The 18,535-nt window shown below is 63.9% G+C and carries 15 protein-coding genes, 1 tRNA gene and 1 pseudogene; 4 read left to right on the forward strand and 13 right to left on the reverse strand.

Annotation, left to right across the window (positions count from 1 at the left end; genetic code table 11):
* The 9 genes from truB to ACYP33_RS19305 all read right to left on the reverse strand — a co-directional run.
* A partial coding sequence (gene truB, locus ACYP33_RS19265; RefSeq protein ID WP_459623371.1) for a tRNA pseudouridine(55) synthase TruB occupies positions 1 to 909 on the reverse strand: 909 nt, incomplete at its 3' end.
* A gap of 27 nt (positions 910 to 936) precedes the next feature.
* On the reverse strand, positions 937 to 1,305 hold the full coding sequence (gene rbfA, locus ACYP33_RS19270) for a 30S ribosome-binding factor RbfA (protein WP_414444953.1): 369 nt from the start codon (positions 1,303 to 1,305) through the stop codon (positions 937 to 939).
* A 110-nt stretch (positions 1,306 to 1,415) separates the two neighbouring features.
* The gene (gene infB / locus ACYP33_RS19275) at positions 1,416 to 4,382 is read right to left on the reverse strand and encodes a translation initiation factor IF-2 (RefSeq protein ID WP_414444952.1); all 2,967 of its coding nucleotides are present in this window, start codon (positions 4,380 to 4,382) and stop codon (positions 1,416 to 1,418) included.
* A gap of 93 nt (positions 4,383 to 4,475) precedes the next feature.
* Positions 4,476 to 5,951: a transcription termination factor NusA gene (gene nusA, locus ACYP33_RS19280; RefSeq protein WP_414444951.1), complete on the reverse strand. Its 1,476-nt coding sequence runs from the start codon at positions 5,949 to 5,951 to the stop codon at positions 4,476 to 4,478.
* Positions 5,948 to 6,409 carry a ribosome maturation factor RimP gene (gene rimP, locus ACYP33_RS19285; protein ID WP_414444950.1) on the reverse strand — a complete coding sequence of 154 codons (462 nt, stop codon included), beginning with the start codon at positions 6,407 to 6,409 and terminating at the stop codon, positions 5,948 to 5,950. Before rimP ends, nusA begins: the two co-directional genes overlap by 4 nt.
* Positions 6,410 to 6,698: 289 nt before the next feature.
* Positions 6,699 to 8,450: a 23S rRNA pseudouridine(2605) synthase RluB gene (gene rluB, locus ACYP33_RS19290; protein WP_459623373.1), complete on the reverse strand. Its 1,752-nt coding sequence runs from the start codon at positions 8,448 to 8,450 to the stop codon at positions 6,699 to 6,701.
* 62 nt (positions 8,451 to 8,512) lie between these two features.
* Positions 8,513 to 9,502 carry an SMC-Scp complex subunit ScpB gene (gene scpB / locus ACYP33_RS19295; RefSeq protein WP_459623375.1) on the reverse strand — a complete coding sequence of 330 codons (990 nt, stop codon included), beginning with the start codon at positions 9,500 to 9,502 and terminating at the stop codon, positions 8,513 to 8,515.
* A gap of 288 nt (positions 9,503 to 9,790) precedes the next feature.
* Positions 9,791 to 10,981 carry a pyridoxal phosphate-dependent aminotransferase gene (locus tag ACYP33_RS19300; protein ID WP_459623377.1) on the reverse strand — a complete coding sequence of 397 codons (1,191 nt, stop codon included), beginning with the start codon at positions 10,979 to 10,981 and terminating at the stop codon, positions 9,791 to 9,793.
* 64 nt (positions 10,982 to 11,045) lie between these two features.
* The gene (locus ACYP33_RS19305) at positions 11,046 to 11,948 is read right to left on the reverse strand and encodes a LysR substrate-binding domain-containing protein (protein WP_459623378.1); all 903 of its coding nucleotides are present in this window, start codon (positions 11,946 to 11,948) and stop codon (positions 11,046 to 11,048) included.
* A gap of 399 nt (positions 11,949 to 12,347) precedes the next feature.
* Here ACYP33_RS19305 and ACYP33_RS19310 point away from each other — a divergent pair.
* Positions 12,348 to 12,743, forward strand: a pseudogene (locus ACYP33_RS19310) (transposase); the annotation flags it as partial.
* Between the two features lie 637 nt (positions 12,744 to 13,380).
* Here ACYP33_RS19310 and ACYP33_RS19315 read toward each other — a convergent pair.
* Positions 13,381 to 13,698 carry a hypothetical protein gene (locus tag ACYP33_RS19315; RefSeq protein ID WP_414449572.1) on the reverse strand — a complete coding sequence of 106 codons (318 nt, stop codon included), beginning with the start codon at positions 13,696 to 13,698 and terminating at the stop codon, positions 13,381 to 13,383.
* A gap of 203 nt (positions 13,699 to 13,901) precedes the next feature.
* Between ACYP33_RS19315 and ACYP33_RS19320 the strand changes: the two genes are divergently transcribed.
* The 3 genes from ACYP33_RS19320 to ACYP33_RS19330 all read left to right on the forward strand — a co-directional run bounded on the left by ACYP33_RS19320 (position 13,902) and on the right by ACYP33_RS19330 (position 15,526).
* On the forward strand, positions 13,902 to 14,615 hold the full coding sequence (locus ACYP33_RS19320; RefSeq protein ID WP_459623380.1) for a YdcF family protein: 714 nt from the start codon (positions 13,902 to 13,904) through the stop codon (positions 14,613 to 14,615).
* Between the two features lie 241 nt (positions 14,616 to 14,856).
* Positions 14,857 to 15,114, forward strand: a complete 258-nt coding sequence (locus ACYP33_RS19325) for a hypothetical protein (protein ID WP_414444943.1) — start codon at positions 14,857 to 14,859, stop codon at positions 15,112 to 15,114.
* A gap of 157 nt (positions 15,115 to 15,271) precedes the next feature.
* The gene (locus tag ACYP33_RS19330; RefSeq protein ID WP_414444942.1) at positions 15,272 to 15,526 is read left to right on the forward strand and encodes a DNA-binding protein; all 255 of its coding nucleotides are present in this window, start codon (positions 15,272 to 15,274) and stop codon (positions 15,524 to 15,526) included.
* A gap of 743 nt (positions 15,527 to 16,269) precedes the next feature.
* On the opposite strand, the gene bamC is transcribed toward ACYP33_RS19330, so the two are convergent.
* From bamC to ACYP33_RS19345, 3 genes are all read right to left on the reverse strand, one after another.
* Positions 16,270 to 17,472 (reverse strand): outer membrane protein assembly factor BamC, encoded by a 1,203-nt coding sequence (gene bamC, locus ACYP33_RS19335; RefSeq protein ID WP_414449574.1) that lies wholly within the window; start codon positions 17,470 to 17,472, stop codon positions 16,270 to 16,272.
* A 212-nt stretch (positions 17,473 to 17,684) separates the two neighbouring features.
* Positions 17,685 to 17,761, reverse strand: a tRNA-Pro gene (locus ACYP33_RS19340).
* Positions 17,762 to 17,898: 137 nt separating this feature from the next.
* Positions 17,899 to 18,075, reverse strand: a complete 177-nt coding sequence (locus ACYP33_RS19345; protein WP_414444940.1) for a Flp family type IVb pilin — start codon at positions 18,073 to 18,075, stop codon at positions 17,899 to 17,901.
* Positions 18,076 to 18,535: the final 460 nt, after the last annotated feature.

Raw genomic sequence — 18,535 nt, forward strand, 5'->3', positions numbered from 1 at the left:
CGGCGCGAGCACGCCGTCCGTCAGGCGCGCGACGCCGAGCAGTTGATTCACCTCGTCGTAGACGCGCACACGCGCGCCCTCTTCCGCGCCGATTTCATGCTCGGCCGCAAGCCGCAAACGCTGGCCGTGACGGAAGCGCTTTGCTTCGTCCGCATCGAGCGTCACACGCGCGAACGTGGACAGCAACGCGTCGACCGGCTGCAGCCAGGCATCGCGCTCGACGGCCGGTGCATCGGACAGCGCATCGAGCGTGACGGCATGTTCGAGCGTCAGCGCACCGACACCGGTGCGCCGCAGCGCGACCAGATGCGCGCCGCAGCCCAGCGCTTCGCCGATGTCCTCGGCCAGCGTGCGGACATAGGTGCCCTTGCTGCAGGTCACGCGAAACGTCACGTCGGGCAGCTCGCACGCCAGCAGATCGAGCACATGGATCGTTACCTGCCGGCCCTCGCGCTCGACCGTCTGACCGGCACGCGCGTATTCATAAAGCGGCTTGCCGTCACGCTTGAGCGCCGAGTACATCGGCGGCACCTGCACGATTTCGCCGAGAAAGCGCGGCAGCACAGCCTCGATCGCGGCACGGTCGACAACGACCTCGCGCGTCTCGATCGCCTCGCCCTCGGCGTCGCCGGTGGTCGTGCGAATCCCGAGCCGCATCGTCGCTTCGTAAGTCTTGTCGGCGTCGAGCAGATCCTGCGAGAACTTGGTGGCTTCACCGAAACAGAGCGGCAGCAGGCCGGTGGCAAGGGGATCGAGCGTGCCGGTATGGCCGGCCTTTTTCGCCAGATAGAGGCGCTTGGCGCGAATCAGGGCATCATTGCTGGACAACCCGATGGGCTTATCGAGCAGCAGCACGCCGTCGAGCATGCGGCGCGGCACGCGCGGCGGGCGTTGGGGAGCAGTCGTCATGGCAAAAATCGGATTCGGCAGCCGGACTCAGTCGTCTTTCGCGCGCGTCGAATTCGCTTGTTCGATCAAGCGCGACATCTCGACAGCCCTTTCGATGGTCTGGTCGTAGTGGAAATGCAGCGTCGGCACCGTGTGGATATGCAGGCGCTTGAACAGCAGATTATGCAAATGGCCGGCCGCGTGGTTCAGCGCATCTTGCGTCTGGTGGGGGTCGCCCGTCAGCGCCGTGAAGTACACCTTCGCGTGCGCGTAATCCGGCGTCAGCTCGACGCTCTGGATCGTCACGATACCGATCCGGGGGTCCTTCACTTCGCGCATGATCAACTGCGACAGATCACGTTGGATCTGATCGGCGATTTGCACGTTGCGATTGGGAGAAGTACGTTTCTTCGTCATGGTAAATCCGTCATTCCGTTCATCGAACGGGCGACGGCACAGCGGCCGTCGCCATGAAAATGGGCGGGACAGGCCCACGCCTGCCCCGCCCATCAGCGTTCACGTCGGCCTTACAGCGTCCGAGCGACTTCCGTGACCTCGAACACTTCGAACTGATCGCCTTCGACGATATCGTTGAAGTTCTTGATCGACATACCGCACTCGAAGCCTTGCTTCACTTCCTTCACGTCGTCCTTGAAGCGCTTCAGCGAATCGAGCTCGCCCGTGAAGATGACCACGTTGTTGCGCAGCACGCGCACCGACGACGAGCGCTTGACCACGCCGTCCGTGACCATACAGCCGGCCACGAGACCGATCTTCGGCACCTTGATGACCTGGCGCACTTCGACCGTACCGGTCTGGGTTTCGCGCTTTTCCGGTGCGAGCATGCCCGACATCGCCGCCTTCACCTCATCCACTGCGTCATAGATGATGTTGTAGTAGCGGATATCGACGCCATTCGATTCGGCGACCTTGCGGGCTTGAGCATCGGCACGCGTGTTGAAGCCGATGATGACCGCCTTCGAGGCCGTGGCCAGGTTGACGTCGCTTTCGCTGATGCCACCCACTGCGCCGTGCACGATCTGCACGCGCACTTCGGCGGTCGACAGCTTGAGCAGCGACTGCACCAGTGCTTCCTGCGAACCCTGCACGTCGGCCTTGACGATAAGCGGCAGGTTTTGTACTTCGCCTTCGCCCATCTGTTCGAGCATGCTTTCGAGCTTGGCCGCTTGCTGCTTGGCCAGCTTGACGTCGCGGAACTTGCCTTGACGGAACAGGGCGATTTCACGCGCCTTGCGCTCGTCCGGCAGCACGATCACTTCCTCGCCCGCACCCGGCACTTCCGACAGACCCTGGATTTCGACCGGGATCGACGGACCTGCCGACTTGGTCGGCTTGCCATTTTCGTCGAGCATCGCACGCACACGGCCGTAGGCCGAACCCGCCAGCACGACATCGCCGCGCGACAGCGTACCCGACTGCACCAGCACCGTTGCGACCGGGCCCTTGCCCTTGTCGAGCTTCGCTTCAATCACGATGCCCTTGGCAGCCGCTTCGATCGGTGCCTTCAATTCCAGCACTTCGGCTTGCAGCAGCACGTTTTCGAGCAGATCGTCGATACCCGCACCCGTCTTCGCGGACACCGGCACGAACGGCGACTCGCCACCGTACTCTTCCGGCACGACGCCTTCGGCGACGAGTTCCTGCTTGACGCGGTCCAGATTCGCATCCGGCTTGTCGATCTTGTTGATCGCCACGACGATCGGAACGCCGCCCGCCTTGGCGTGCGCAATAGCTTCCTTCGTCTGCGGCATCACGCCGTCGTCGGCCGCCACCACCAGAATCACGATGTCGGTCGCCTTCGCACCGCGTGCACGCATGGCCGTGAAGGCCTCGTGACCCGGGGTATCGAGGAACGTGACGACGCCGCGCGGCGTTTCGACGTGATACGCACCGATGTGCTGCGTAATCCCGCCCGCTTCACCGGCTGCCACCTTGGCGCGACGGATGTAGTCGAGCAGCGAGGTCTTGCCGTGGTCGACGTGACCCATCACGGTAACGACCGGCGGACGCGGCAGTTGCTCCGCATCGACACCCACTTCGCCTTCGACCAGCAAGGCTTCCGGATCGTCGAGCTTGGCCGCCAAGGCACGGTGACCCAGTTCCTCGACGATGATCATCGCCGTTTCCTGGTCCAGCACCTGGTTGATGGTGACCATCTGGCCGAGCTTCATCATGACCTTGATGACTTCGGACGCTTTCACCGACATCTTGTGAGCGAGATCCGCCACCGAAATGGTTTCCGGCACATGGATTTCGCGGCTGACCGGCTCGGTCGGCGCCTGGAACGACGAAGCGCTGTCCTGGTGACGGCCGCGACCTTTCGGGCCACCACGCCAGCCACGATCGACACCGCCGCTCGAATCGCCACGCGTCTTGATACCGCGGCGCTTCGAGGCATCGTCCTGCCAACCGCCCTTGCCTGCACCCGGCTTCTTGTTGCGGTCACCCGCACCCGGCGCTGCCGTGGTGGTGGTGGTCGCCGGCGCCGCCGGCTTCTTCGCCACGGCAGGGCGTGCGCCCGCTTCGCCTGGCGGCTTGGCCGGCTTGTGCAGCGTGCCCTTGGCTTCGGCAGCCTTCGGCGGCTCGACCGGCTTCGGCGGCTCGACGGCCTTGACCTGCGCACGACGCGGCGTTGCCATCATTTCGCGAATCGCACGCGCTTCGGCTTCAGCCTTTTCGCGGCGCTTGCGGATTTCTTCCTGTTCGGCGCGCGCCTTGTCGGCAGCTTCGCGCGCCGCATCTTCGGCCTTCTTCGCCGCTTCGCGCTGGGCCGCACGTTCGGCGGCCGCACGTTCTTCGTCTTGCGAGGACGATTCGGCAGCCTGCGGCGCGGCAGCCACTGCCGGTGCCGCTTGCGCCTGCTGCACACGCGCCGCTTCCTGCTCGGCGGCCTGCTGGGCCGCTGCCTGCTGCTGTTGCGCCGCTGCGGCTGCACGCTTGGAGGCAGCTTCTTCCTCGGCACGGCGACGCTCGGCTTCCGCAGCCTCTTCGCGCGCACGGCGCTCGGATTCCTCGCGTTCGAGGTGTTCCTGGCGCTCGCGAAGTTCCTGAGCCTGCTTCTCGAGCAGTTCCGCCTCGCGGCTTGCCTCTTCCTCGCGGCGCTTCAGCTCCGCGTCGGCTGCCACGTCGTCAACCTGGTCCTGATCGCCGTCGACGCCGTTTTCCGCGACATCGTCGCGCTTCACGAACGTCCGCTTCTTGCGCACCTCGACCTGAATGGTACGAGCCTTACCCGTCCCGTCGGATTGCTTGATTTCCGACGTATGCCGGCGGGTCAGCGTGATCTTGCGCTTGTCGGCGTCGGACGAGCCGTGCGATTTACGCAAATGATCGAGCAGACGCGCCTTGTCGGTTTCCGACAGCGCATCGTCTTCACTCGCTTTCTGGACGCCTGCCGCCTGCAGCTGCTCGAGCAGCACACCAGCAGGCATTTTCAGTTCCGCGGCAAATTGGGCTACGTTGTTACTCGCCATTCATTCCTCTTAATGCAAGGACCGATTCCTTGCGGTTAACATCGTGTCATGCGGCCTTCCGGCCGCCAAATATCAGTGCGCCATGGTCATTTCTCACTGGAACCAATGTTCACGTGCTTTCATGATCAGCGCTTTCGCGGCTTCTTCTTCCACGCCGGTCATCTCGACCAGCTCATCGACGGCCAGTTCGGCGAGATCGTCGCGCGTCTGCACGCCGTTCTCCGCCAGCTTTGCCAGCAATTCGGAGGTAATACCATCGAGGCTCTTGAGGTCGAGCGAAGCATTCTCCACCTTTTCCTCGTTGGCGATCGCCATCGTCAACAGTGCGTCGCGCGAGCGATTGCGCAGTTCATGCACCGTTTCCTCGTCGAACGCCTCGATTTCGAGCATTTCGTTCAGCGGGACGTAGGCGATTTCTTCAAGGCTCGTGAAGCCTTCGTCGATCAGGATGTCGGCCACTTCCTCGTCGACATCGAGACGCGCCATGAACAGGCTGCGCAGACGATCACGTTCCTCGCCCTGCTTCAGCGCGGATTCGTTCGGCGTCATGATGTTGATCTGCCAGCCGGTCAATTCGCCGGCCAGACGCACGTTCTGGCCGCTACGGCCGATCGCGACTGCCAATTCGTTCTCGTCGACGACGACATCCATCGAATGCTTTTCTTCATCGACGACGATCGACTGGACGGCTGCCGGCGCGAGCGCGCCGATCACGAACTGGGCGGGATCTTCCGACCATAGCACGATGTCGATGTTTTCGCCACCCAGCTCGTTGCGCACGGCCTGGACGCGCGAACCGCGGATGCCGACGCAAGTGCCGATCGGATCGATCCGCTTGTCGTAGGCGATCACGCCGATTTTTGCGCGAACGCCCGGATCGCGAGCTGCCGCCTTGATTTCAAGCAAACCCTGCTCGATTTCCGGCACTTCCATTTCGAACAGCTTCATCAGGAATTCGGGTGCCGTGCGCGACAGTTCGATCTGCGGACCGCGTGCGGTGCGATCGACCTTGGCGATGTAGGCGCGAACGCGATCGCCGACGCGAAGGTTTTCCTTCGGAATCAGTTGATCGCGACGCAGCAGCGCTTCGACGCGGCCCGATTCGACGATGAAGTTACCCTTGTCGAGACGCTTGACCGCACCGGTCATGATTTTTTCGCCGCGCTCGAGGTAGTCGTTCAGGATCTGCTCGCGCTCGGCGTCGCGAACCTTCTGCAGAATCACCTGCTTGGCGGCCTGTGCGCCGATCCGGCCGAATTCGATCGAGGGCACCGGCTCCTCGACATATTCGCCGACTTCGATTTCGGCCTTCTGCTCACGTGCCTCGAACAGCAGGATTTCGCGATCCGGCTCCTGGAGGCCGGCTTCGTCCGGCACGACCAGCCAGCGACGGAAGGTTTCGTGTTCGCCGCTCTCGCGATCGATATGGACGCGAATTTCGGCGCCTTCGTCGAACAGCTTCTTGGAAGCCGAGGCCAGCGCAGCTTCGAGCGCGCCCAGCACGACATCCTTGTCGACGTTTTTCTCGCGCGCCAGCGCATCCACCAGCATCAACACTTCGCGACTCATTGTTTGCGGCTCCTAAAGTCAACTTGCGGAATCAGGCGGGCTTTGTCGATGTCGGCCAGCGTGAAATCCAGCATGACCGCCTCGCCCTTCTTCCTCTCGAATTCCAAACCGATCGTTTCGCCGTTCGGCGCATGCAGAATGCCGCGGTAGGTCTTGCGGCCTTCCAGCGGTTTTTTCAGGGTGACGGAGATTTCGCTCCCGGCGAATCGCTCGAAGTCGACGAGTTTCTTCAGCGGCCGGTCGAGGCCCGGGGACGATACCTCGAGCCGTTCGTAATCGATGTTTTCGACCGTCAATACGTGCTGCAGCTGACGCGTCACCTTTTCGCAATCGTCGATCGCGATGCCGGCGGGCTGGTCAATATAGATACACAGCATGCCGCGCCCGGTGCGCTCGAGATCGACCAGCTCGTAGCCGAGCGCGGTGACCGTGGTTTCAATCAATTCCGTCAGTTGCACAGTGTCCTCTCAGGTGTTCGCGCTCGCCGTTCGCGATTCACCCGCAGACGCGCGCCTTGCCGGCGCAGGAAGCGCTACCCGAGATGCCCAACCGTTTCAGCAAAAAAAAATGGGCGAAACGCCCATCTTCTTACCTCTGGTGGTCGCACCTAGGCCGCACAACAAATCCGTACGCCCAGCGACTTTGCGATTATAGCGTTTTTAAATAAAAACGCAAAGTATCGCCTCATCAGCCGGCCCGCCGGGCCGGCCTCACATCGTAGTCAAACGGCGGCCGGGCCGCCGCCGATCAGCGCCCGCGCGAGCGGTTGCGCTGCTGTTGCGGCCGTTGCTGACCACCGCGGGCACCCCCCGCCGAACCACCGCCTTCGGGACGGCTGCCATTTCCATTGCGCGGCCCCTTGGCACCACCGCCGCCGGCACTGCCGCCACGCTTGCTGCCGTTCGCGCCGTACGACATCCGGTTGCCATCGACATCGCCACCACCACCGCCACCGCTGCCGCCGCGGCGGTTACCGCCCGGCTTGCCGCCGCCGTAGCCGCTGCCCGGCTGACCGCCGTAGCCGCCCGTGCCCGCACCGAAACCACCACCACCCGGCGCACCGCGACGGCCGCCGCGGCGCGGCTGGTCGAGCTGACCGTGGGTCGTCAGCACCGGATCGCGGGTGATGAAGCCCATCGAGGTTTCCATCGGATCCGGCTGACGACGTTCGCCCACAGCACCGTGCTTGCCGCCCTTTTCATCGGCGGCGATCTTCAGGCCGACGGTCGCCATCAGCTTGCGCACCTGCGTTTCTTCGAGCTCTTCCCAGCGGCCACGTTTCAAGCCGCGCGGCAGCGCGATTTCGCCGTGACGCGTGCGGATCAACCGGCTCACCATCAGGCCGACGGCCTCGAACATGCGACGCACTTCGCGGTTGCGACCTTCGGCCAGGGCGACGTGATACCAGTGATTGGTGCCTTCGCCGCCGCCATCGCGAATGCGCAGGAAGTTGGCCGGGCCGTCTTCGAGTTCGACGCCGTGCAGCAGCTTCTGACGCGAGGCTTCGTTGAGTTCGCCCACCACGCGCACCGCATATTCGCGCTCGACGCTGTAACGCGGATGCATGAAGCGGTTCGCGAGATCGCCGGACGTCGTCAGCATCAGCAGGCCTTCGGTATTGAAGTCGAGCCGGCCGACCGCGAGCCACTTCGCCGTTTTCATCGGCGGCAGGCGGTCGAATACCGAGGCGCGACCTTCCGGATCGGCATGACTGACGATTTCGCCGGTCGGTTTGTGATACAGCAGCACGCGCGGCGGCTTGCTTTGCAGCTTGCGGCGCACCGGCTTGCCGTTGATCCGAACCTGGTCGGTCGGCAGAATCCGCTGGCCGATGTGGGCCGGTTCGCCATTGACCGACACGCGGCCCGCGACGATCAGCTCTTCCATGTCGCGACGCGAACCCATGCCGGCCTCGGCCAGCACCTTATGCAACTTCGGCGCATCGTCTTCCGGCGTCAGCACGCGCTTGGTTGCCTGCTGGCCACGGCGCAGCATCGGCGCACCCGTGCCGTTGCCGCCCGCCGAATTGTCGGCATCGAACGCCGGCGACGTGACATACGAAAAGATGTCGTCGGTGGGCGAAGCGGCGCCCTCGGCGGCCCGTGCATTTGGCGCGGCGCCTGCGCCACGCTTGCCCTGGCCTTGCCCCTGACGCGGCGCAGCCGCACCGTCGCGCTTGACGGCGGTCTTGCGGGGCGCCTTGGGCGCGCCATCCTTGTTGCGCGGCGCACGAGGCGCGCGCGGTGCGGGTGCCGCGGCCGGCGCCTCGCTGGAGGCGACTTCGGCCGGTGCGGATTCCGCGCCCTCCGTCGAATCGGTCTTCGATTTGGTCGCCGCGCGACGGCGCGCGATCAAACTGCGCGGCCCGCGACGCAGGCCGCGGCGGGGACGATCTTCGCCGCCGGCATCTTGCGCCGATTGCTCGGGAGCGTCGTCGGCGCGCGATGCCCGCATGGCATGCCCGGATTCGGACGAATCAGTGTCGTGGGTATCTGTCAAAACAACCTCGAAATGTCAGGTCTCGCGCCCGTCGCGGGCGCGGCAATCTCTATATGGCCGCGTCAAGCGCGGCGTTGCGCGGGTTCGTCTTCGTCCGGCGAGGTATCGCCGGGCGTTACGTCACCCATGGATTCGTCAGCGGCGGCAAGCCCATGCACCGGGGTTGCGCCAGACTGCGTGGTATCGCGGCCCGCTTGCGCATCTTCGTCGCGCGCTGCCTCGCCGGCGTCGATGACGACACGGCTTACTTCGTTCTCGACCAACGCAGGCCGTGCGGGTTCCGCATCGGTTGCATCGATCTGGCGATCGGCAGACGCGATGGCCTGAGCCTCGTCTGCCGGCATTTCGTTTTCATGGGTGCCGCCGACGGCCTCGCCGGGCGCTGCATCGCCCGCATCCGGGCAGATGGTTTCGTCCGCAATACCCTGAGCGACTACGTCGGCTTGCCCCTCGTCGGCCGCAACGGCAACGACATCGAGCGCCTCGCCATCGGCAAACTCCATCGACGCCTGGGCGAGCAGACTCGCTTCCAGATGCGCGGCTGGCTCTTCGAGCGCCGGCAGATCGTCCAGTGCTTTCAGGCCGAGATCGTCGAGAAACTGTTTGGTCGTCGCATAGAGCGCCGGACGGCCGGGTACGTCACGATGGCCGATCACCTCGATCCAGTTGCGATCTTCCAGCTGTTTCACGATCTGGGTATTGACCGTGACACCGCGGATTTCTTCGATATCGCCACGCGTGACCGGCTGCCGGTACGCGATGATCGCAAGGGTTTCGAGCACGGCACGCGAGTACTTCGGCGGCTTCTCCGGGTGCAGACGGTCCAGATAGACCCGCATGGCCGGTTTGCTCTGGAAACGCCAGCCGGTCGCCAGCGCGACGAGTTCAACGCCGCGGCCGGACCACGCTTCCTTCAATTCTTCGAGCAACGTTCGGACTGTGTCCGCCGACACGCTGTCGGCGAAGAGCTTGCGCAGGTCGCCCAGCTTGAGCGGCTCCTGCGCACAGATCAAAGCAGTCTCAAGGACGATCTTCGCCTCTTGGGTATTCATGCAGCTAGGCCAGACCCTCTGGTCAAACGAACCGGATCAAAATGAAACAGACGAAAAGGAACAGAAGACGCGCTCGCCCGATTCTGATCGGTCATATTGATGGGAGCACGAACCGGGGGTGGCGAAACCTGCTTGATGCCTGACCCTGACCGGACGGAACAGCGCGAAACCGTGATGGAACCGCGTGAATGGTCGCCATCTTACGCACATTCCGGCGACGCGTAAAGCCACTCGCCGCTACGAATCGTCCCGCCCGCCACGACGGCCGGGCGGGACGCGCCGCTCGCCTCAGCGGCCGGCGCGACGCAGGAATGCATCGAGGCGCTCGACTCCTGCGTCGAGTCGCGCCACATCGCAGGCATAACACCAACGCACAAAGCCCTCGCCCTCGTCGCCAAACGCACGCCCCGGCGCCAGCCCAAGCCCCGCCTCGCGCACCAGCCGCTTGCAGAAATCGAGGCTGTCGTGCGCACCCGGCAGGCGCAGGAACAGATACATGGCGCCGTCGGGCGCTTTCACCTGTACGTCGGGCAGGCCGTTCAGGGCGTTGACGAGGTGATCGCGAGCGCGTTGCAGCGCGCCGGTGAATTCGGCGACGAACGGCTCGCCGTCGCGCACCGCCGCGACGCCGGCCGCCTGCACGAAACTCGGCGCACACGAGGTGTTGTACTCGACGAGCTTGGATAGCGCGTCCAGCGTGCGGGTCGGCGTCACCAGCCAGCCGAGCCGCCAGCCGGTCATCGCCCAGGCCTTCGAGAACGAGTTGACGACGATCACCCGCTCGTCGCGCGACGCCAGATCGAGGAACGACGGCGCGCCGTCCGGCCCGAAGGCCAGCCGCTCGTATACCTCGTCGGCCACGATCCAGATGCCGTGCCGGCGACAATGATCGAGCACGACGGCCTGCTCTGCGGCCGACAGGGTCCAGCCGGTCGGGTTGTTCGGCGAATTGACGAACAGCATGCGCGTGTCGGGGGTCAGCGCCGCCAGCAGACGGTCCAGATCGAGCTGCCAGCCATGTTCGCCATAGCCGAGCGGCACGCACTCGACTTCTGCGCCGAGAATCTTCGGAATTTCCACGAGATTCGGCCAGAGCGGCGTGACCGCCACCACGCGATCGCCCGCGCCCACCAGCAATTGCGCCGCCAGCATCAGCGCATTGACGCCGGCACTGGTCACGGCGATATGCTCGGTGCGTGTCGCCCCGTGTCGCGCGGACACGTAGCCGGCCAGCGTTTCACGCAACGGCGCGACGCCGAGGTTGTGGGTGTAGAAGGTTTCGCCACGCGCAAGCGCCTCGCTGGCCGCATCGCGGATAAAGACCGGCGTGACGCGATCGGATTCGCCGAACCAGAACGGCAGCACGCCGTCCACGCCGAATCCCGAATTCGCCACCTCGCGGATCAGCGACGGCCGCAGCGATTCGACCGTCATGCGCACATCCGGTGCGCGCCCCGTTGCATTGTCGACAGCGTTCAAGCCCCCTCCTCGTCAGTCAGTCGGTCAGTGCCGCCAGTGTAGCGGCCCGCACGGCAAAAGGGCGTCAGACCAGATCCTCGGCGCGCGCCGGCATTTCGCCGACCAGCCCCCAGATCGCCTCGGCGGCCGGCGACAGCGAGCGGTCGCGCCGCCGCACCAGTTCGACCGTGCGCTCGGCACGCGGCGTCAACGGCCGTGCCACCAGCGACGACCCGGCCGGCAGCGGCAAGGCCAGCCACGGCAGCACGCTGACCCCGATACCCGCCTCGATCAGCCCGAACACGGTGGCCGAATGACCCAGCTCCTGCACCACCGACGCGCCGACGCGGTGCAGGCTCAATGCCGCATCGATCAGCGGCCGGCTGCCGGACGCATAGTCGAGCAGCACGAGGCGCTGACCATCGAGCGCGGCCCAGGGCACGCTCTCGCTGGCGGCCAGCGGATGATCGGCACGCGTGACCAGGCAGAACGAATCGGTCATCAACGGCTCGCACACCAGATCGGTACCCGGCAGCGGCCCGATCACCACCCCGAAATCGACTTCGCCCGATTTCACCTTGCGCAGCACATCGCTCTGCACGTCGTCGCGCAAGCCGAGCGTCACGAACGGGAACTGCCGCTCGGCGTCCGCCACGACACGAGGCATCAGCCGACAGGCGATCGTCGGGCTGGCGGCCACCACCACACGGCCGCGCCGCTGCTCCCCGATTTCACGGATTTCACGCAGGGCGTCGTCCAGGTCGCCGAGCAGCCGCGACACGCTGGCGACCAGGTTCGAGCCGGCATCGGTGAGCTGCACGTCGCGCGTGGTGCGATCGATCAGCTTCAGACCGATCTCGCTTTCGAGCTCACGCACGCAGCGGCTGACCGCCGACTGGGTCAGGCCGATCTCGTCGCCGGCCCGGCTGAAGCTGCGCAACCGCGCCACCTCGATAAACACCCGTAACTGTCGCAAGGTGATATTCATCGCTTGTCCTCATCAATCCCGCACTTCGATGCGCAATTGTAGGGGCATCATCCGCCGCCGGTCCGCTATGTGTCGGTGCGGTGCAGCGAAGGACCCGACGCACGCCGCGCGGGCCGGATTGCACAAGATTGGTGATTGTCCCGATTTGCCGCAGGGGCATTTTGGCGTCTCATACGCCCCTAGCTGACTTGGCCATAGCCTCGGTGCGGTGGGGCTCTCAAGGGGATAGCCACAGACTTGGCACGGTTCATGCGTTAAGTCGCGTACAGGGTAGCGGAAACCTTCGGATGCAACGGAGGATACGGAACCCCCACCTGGCATCCGATGCGGATCGGGTGCTTGAAGAGTGCGCGGCGCAGGGCAGCGCACCGGAGTTAGCTTCGCTGAGGTGAGGACATGATGCTGTTCGACGATTTGAAGGATAACGAATGGGCGCTGGTCGAAGGACTGTTCTGCGCGGAACCCGCACGCAGTGAGCGTCGTGGTCGCCCCCGCGTGGAAGCACGTTCGGTCGTGAACGCCGTTCTGTGGGTGCTGTCGACGGGCGAAGGTTGGTCGAAGCTGCCCGGGCGCTACCCGTCCCCGCCGACCTGCCGTCGGCGCTTCGACGAGTGGCAGGCCGATGGCACGCTCGCCGAAGTGGTGAAGCGCCTCGGCACCAGCGGCCGTCAAGTCTCGCTGCGCGGCCGGATCGGCGCCAGCGCGGTCAAGCCGCCCGCCCCCCCGAGCCGCGATCGCCTGCGTGGCGCATTCTGGACCAATCCGGAATCGTGGCGCGCACCGGTGAAGATGGCGTAATCGCCCAGACGATTGCAGGCGGCCGCGGTTGCCGCCTGAAGTCTCACACGCCGGCATCCTGCCGCCTCGCGGCGTCGGCGTGATTCGCGAGCTTGGCATGCTCGCGACGGCGATACATCTCTTTACCAATGCTTACAGCGCGCGAGTGCTCCCGCCCCTACCGTAAGGCTAGGTCAACAGGCCGCCTTGACGGCTTGAAGGGAGCCCAACCATGCCAAGCCGCTCGTCGCTCGCCACCGCGAGCGTGGTGCTTGCCCTGGCGCTCACCCCACTTGCGCTGGCCGATCAGCACGCCAAACCGCCGTCTGGCCATAGGGGGCAAGCAGGCCAGAGTCATGCACCGCCATCACCGCCAGCCGCATCGCCCAATATCGTTCCGCGAGGCGACTTGCGTGGCGATATTGCGAGCAATGCACGCGTTCGCAACGACAGTGCCCCACGCCCGACCGGTTTTGCACCGCGTCACTAGCCGCACCTGCGTGGAAAGTTCAGGAAATTCAGGAACTGCGCGCGACGGCGGCAGTCAGACCTTAGCCATGAGCACAGCCTGGCAACAGCAATGTACCCGGTAGCGCCCGTATCTCGCGATACGGGCGTTTTTTTGCCCGCCTGGATGATTCCCGGTTCCGGCTGGCTACAGCCGGCTTTCGAGGATCGAAACGGCGCTCGCGTCACTCAGTACGTAATCGTCGATCCGGCGATCCACCCAGGCGGTCGACCGCTCGTCGCGTTCAAGTCGGGTAAATTCGGCGCGGCCGGTGTCGGTCAGTATCGCGATATCGACCGGGGCGTGGAAGCCCGGCGCCGGTGCGACGGTCTTCTGGCGCACCGTATCCATCAGTCCGAGGTTGCGAAGGTACTCGAAGACGTTCGGGCGTCGCGCCCAGGGAACCTGCCGGTACTGCACGCGCCGCAAGGCATCGAGCACTGCTTCGTTGGAATACGTGGCCATCTGGACTCTTTCTCAAAGTACAGCGATCCTGCAGGCGGTCCCGCCGGCCCGATGCTTCATTAGCCGGCGCCGCCACGCAACGACAGGCGGACATTACCCCTGATCCCCCTGCGCCTTCCTTCCTATCCGCTCCGCGCCACATTTCGCGGCGCCTCGACCGGATCGAACTCAACCGGGCAAACAGTTACCTTACCCCATTCAAATTGATTCTGTTCGTTTCATTTGTGATGCTTATTGCAGCCACCGCGATCTTGCGCAAGCACCGATTCGTGCTTGCGGTTGCCGCGTTCGTGCTGCTCGCCGGACTGGCCAGCGGCTGGCTCGTGGTGCCGCTCCTGGCCGTTGCCGAAGCCGGCGTCCAACCCGTCGATCCGCCCGTGATGAGCGGCCGCACCGCGATCGTCGTGCTGGGCGCCGGCATCGACCGCCGCGACGGCACGCTCGTGCCGCCCCACGATGCGCTGGCCCGGATCGCCCGCGCCGCGCAAGTCTATTCGGTCTGCCAACGAATTGCCGCGCATTGCACGGTGATCGTGACCGGTGGCGACCCTCACCACCACGGCATCAGCGAAGCCGAGCTCTACGCACCGTTGCTTCGCGAACAGGGCGTGAGCAGCCACGACCTGATTCTCGAGCCGCGCAGCCGCACGACCTACGAAAACGCGAAATTCACGGCTCCCATCCTACTCGCCGAACATTACGACGCAACGATTCTGGTGACGTCGTCCTACCAGATGCGCCGTGCCCTGCTCGATTTCTCGCGCTTCGGCATCACACCGCAACCGGTGTACGCCAACCGCCTTCGCGCCGAGTGCGGCTGGCCCCATGCATCGAATTTCGTCGTGGCATCGCGCGCGCTGCACGAGATCGCCGGGATCGTTCAATTTTACGCGTATCGGTGGCTGGGCTGGTTCTGATTCGATGCGATACCCGGCATTGCCCACACCACGCCGCCCCATATCGTGCGCACAGCCTTGTGGCGCGCGGATGTCCGTACGGCATCGCGCACCCCGATTGTCGCGACCGCGACACGCCGTATCGCCATTCCTGGCCGGAAGTGCACCGATCCGTCACTTTTGCTACACTCGGCTCACTCGGTTGCAATGCCGGACGGATCGGCAAACTCGGGTCCCATCACCACTTAGCGGAGGTAGAGCAATGAAGAAAATGTCCCTGGCTATTCTGGTTTCGATGTCGGCTCTGGCTGGCGCAGCCCACGCCCAAGAAAGCACGACGATCACGACGATCACCGATCCGGCCAAGATCGCCGAAGTCGAACAACGCGCTCAGGCCATTCAACAGCAACAGGATGCCCAGCGCGCTGCTGCAGAAGAACAGCCGATGCATCATCACGCAGTGAAGAAGCACCACCACGCGGCGAAGAAGGCTGCCAAGCCGGAAGCGGCCAGCCAGTAATCGGCACGCTTCGACGGTTTCCGCCAGCGCGGCCGCCAAGAGCCGAATCCGGTTTTTCCGGGTTCGGCTTTTTTCATGGTACGGCGTACGGCACGCGCTGTGCTAAAGTCGCGCACCCAAGTTATCCAACCGTGCGCACCCTGGTGCGGAGGACAGAATGAGCAATATCGAACTCGACATCGAATGGACCGAAGCGGCAACGCACAAGATCAAGCAACTGATGCCGCGCGGCTCCGAAGAGGCCTATCTCGCGCTGCCGCCGATCGAATGCCTGCCGATGGAAGGTGACGTGCTGTTTCTCGGGCCGCAAGGCAAACAGCAACCGTTTATCGTCGTCGAACGCCAATATCACCATGAGGGCGACGCGGACTGGACCATCATCCTGATCCTCGACGTACCGAACGCGCACTGACGCCTTCCGTATTGCGCCGGGCGGCGCCCTGCCGCCCGCAAGCCGCATCGCCTCACGCGATGCGCTGCATCACCCTCATCTCCGACGATTCGACGTGCCGCGAGTGCCCCATCGCGTCCCTGTCGCTCGAATAATGCAAAGCGACGCGCCTCCTCTGTCATCGCGGTGCCGGTCGTATTGCAACGCATCAGCCTCAATTCGTGGCGACGACGGCGATCTTCGGCATGCTTGGCCCCTCTCTCGAAAAATCCGCCCCATACGAAACCAGCCTGCCCCGGCATTCGTGCTCCCATCGAGTGGGGACCGCACAAAAAAAATTGCCCGCGCTTAAATAAAGCGCGGGCAAAACCGTCGCCCTACGAGGATAGGCGACGGGGCCAACGGGGCTCATGCTCGCGCATGAGCCATCAAGCCTGTCCGGGGCGGGGGCGCACCGAAACGACGACGATGACGATGACCGCGACGACGAATGCGGCGTCAAACCGCTCCACGTCACGCACGATGTGCGAAGGCAACATCATCCGAATGATTTAAAGCAGTTTCCGTGCCAATCCATAAAACCACCATAAGCCTTTGATTTAAATCGCTTAATGTTTATTCACACAGGAATCATAAGTGGACTGATCCGTCCCGTTACCGGGTAACGTTACGTAACGCCCCGTCATTCCTCATATCGTTTCCGGCGCGCCAAAGAAAAAGCCCGCCAGGCGGCGGGCTTTGGACTACGCGCTGCGACGCAGCGATCAGCGCAGTTGATTCACGAGCAACGTCATGATCTGACGGCCCGGGCCGGTCGAATCGACGCCACCGTTGGCATCGACGACGGCAACGCGAGTCTGGTCCTGCGTCAGCGCCTTCACGTTGACGAGATACTGCTTCGCCGTCTTTTCCTTCTTGCCGTGGAACAACTGGCTCCAGAAGCCCTGCTCGGCCGAGGTCAAATCCTTCGGATCGACGTAGCGCACGTAGTAGAGGCCCTTCGTGCGGTCGCGATCGTCCACCGTGAAGTTGGCACGGTCAAGCGCCAGACCGACGCGCAACCACGCACGATCGTACGGCTCCGGCAGCGTCACGTCGCCCGGCACCGTCTCGGAATCGCTCCCGGCGTTGTCACGCGACGTCGGCGCGGCTGCATTGGCAACGTTCTGTGCCGCAACCGATGCCGCTGCGGCATCGCCGCCCTTGCCCGCCGCGGGTGCCGAGGCGCTGGTGATGGTCGTACCGCCCGTCTTCGCGCGGGTATCGTTCTGCGCGAGCGCCACCATCAGGCGCTTCAGGTATTCGGCTTCGAGCGCCGGATCGTTGGGCTTCGTTTCCCACTTGCTCGAATCGTTATTCGTGCCGGTCAGCGCTTCGCGCATGCCCTTCTGGCTGACGAACACATAGGTGCCGCCGCCCGGCGCGCTTTCGAGGCGCGTGCGGTACTTGTTGCGCTCGGCGGTGACGTACGAGTTGCCCATCGCCTTCGAGATCACGCCGCGAATCAAGCCCTCGCCAACCGACGGATGCGTTTCGTTCCAGTCGGTTTCCATGACGCCCTTGTCGCGCTGGTCGATGACCAGCAGGAAACCCTGCTCCTGCCAGAAGCGGCGCACTTGCGGCCAGACCTCGGCGGGCGCCTGGGCGTCGATGACGAGCCAGCTTTCGGTGCCATCGCGTTGCAGATGCATGCCCGGCGTGACGGGCACGACGGCCGTATCGGTTTGCGGCGCGACCTGCTGCGTTTGCTGCAGGCTCGACAGCGAGGTTTCGCCACCGGCCGGCGGCAGCGAGCGCTGGTCGGCCGTTTCATCCATCATGTTCGGCGGCACCGCGAGCGATACCTCCTTGGTCCGGGAATCGCTCTTGTAGTCGATTTTCGTGGGCGACGGCGAGCTGCACCCTGCCACGAACGCACCGGTTGCCAGCACAACCGCAAACCGCTTGATAAGACGAAGATCAGACATGTTCAGGGAATCCTTCCGGCTAGAGGCCACGGGCACTTTTCCGTGGATCAACCGCGCATTTTACCGGGGTCACGCCGTCACGTGCAAAAAGCTGAGGGTCGTTTATGCCGATGACGGGATGTGGGAGGTAAATCGGTGAGCAAGTTAGAGAGTCAGGGCCGAGAAAAAACCAAAAAGCCCGCATAACCTTTTGGTTATGCGGGCTTTGTTCTTGGTCGGGGCGAGAGGATTTGAACCTCCGACCACCTGCACCCCATGCAGGTACGCTACCAGGCTGCGCTACGCCCCGAAAGAACGAAAGTATATCAGACAGTTTGTCCGCGCAGAACCATCATCGAGCACTTTTTTGCGGGGTCGCTCGCGCAACGCGTCCTGCCAGGCACGGCAAACCGCCATCCCGCAGCCGCAACGCAGCACGCAAACGTTTCAAAAATGAGGGAAAAGAGAAGCAACGTAGACGAATGCGCTAGCGGTCGCATCGCTGATCGAACGCATCCCCATCGCCATCCCCGCAAGGATGGCACCACCCATCAAGCCGTATTCCACGGCGGTCGCGCCTGACTCATCCGCCAGAAAGCGCGCCATTAAACCCTTCATATTCATTCCCCAATTGCGTGGTCTTATATCTTTATTGATGCAAATCATACCTCGCACAAAATGACGAGTCCGTGGCGGCAACGAAAAAGTGTCACGCCTGTCGCGCGATTTCGTCACATTCGCAATTCGCCGCAGGCATCGGCATCGTTCGGTGCGCCGAAATCGTGCCGCACGCCCATGTTTTTGGTCCGCGCGCCTCCGCACACAACACAACTCATACGTTTGTTTGAATTTCCGCGTTTGAATTTTCGCCGACGGCCGCCCGCCGTTCGCGCGACGACTCGCTCCGCCGCATCGCAACACGGCGACCGTCTGTTTGGTACGGCTTCTCTAGCTCGCCTATGCCAGACTTTCACGCAGTCGGATCGCACCGACATCTCGGCCCGGGCAGCAGCCACGCACCACGGGCCGAACGACAGGGAGACGATAACTATGCGGAAATCGGCATCGCGTGCTCATCGCACGC

This window comes from Burkholderia sp. 3C, from assembly GCF_054589155.1.

Coding starts and splice junctions, on each gene's coding strand:
- infB (WP_414444952.1), bottom strand. CDS start 4,382: ATGGCGAGTAACAACGTAGCCCAATTTGCCGCGGAACTGAAAATGCCT.
- ACYP33_RS19305 (WP_459623378.1), bottom strand. CDS start 11,948: ATGAATATCACCTTGCGACAGTTACGGGTGTTTATCGAGGTGGCGCGG.
- ACYP33_RS19315 (WP_414449572.1), bottom strand. CDS start 13,698: ATGGCCACGTATTCCAACGAAGCAGTGCTCGATGCCTTGCGGCGCGTG.
- ACYP33_RS19330 (WP_414444942.1), top strand. CDS start 15,272: ATGAGCAATATCGAACTCGACATCGAATGGACCGAAGCGGCAACGCAC.
- bamC (WP_414449574.1), bottom strand. CDS start 17,472: ATGTCTGATCTTCGTCTTATCAAGCGGTTTGCGGTTGTGCTGGCAACC.
- ACYP33_RS19325 (WP_414444943.1), top strand. CDS start 14,857: ATGAAGAAAATGTCCCTGGCTATTCTGGTTTCGATGTCGGCTCTGGCT.
- rbfA (WP_414444953.1), bottom strand. CDS start 1,305: ATGACGAAGAAACGTACTTCTCCCAATCGCAACGTGCAAATCGCCGAT.
- ACYP33_RS19345 (WP_414444940.1), bottom strand. CDS start 18,075: ATGAATATGAAGGGTTTAATGGCGCGCTTTCTGGCGGATGAGTCAGGC.
- nusA (WP_414444951.1), bottom strand. CDS start 5,951: ATGAGTCGCGAAGTGTTGATGCTGGTGGATGCGCTGGCGCGCGAGAAA.
- scpB (WP_459623375.1), bottom strand. CDS start 9,502: ATGAATACCCAAGAGGCGAAGATCGTCCTTGAGACTGCTTTGATCTGT.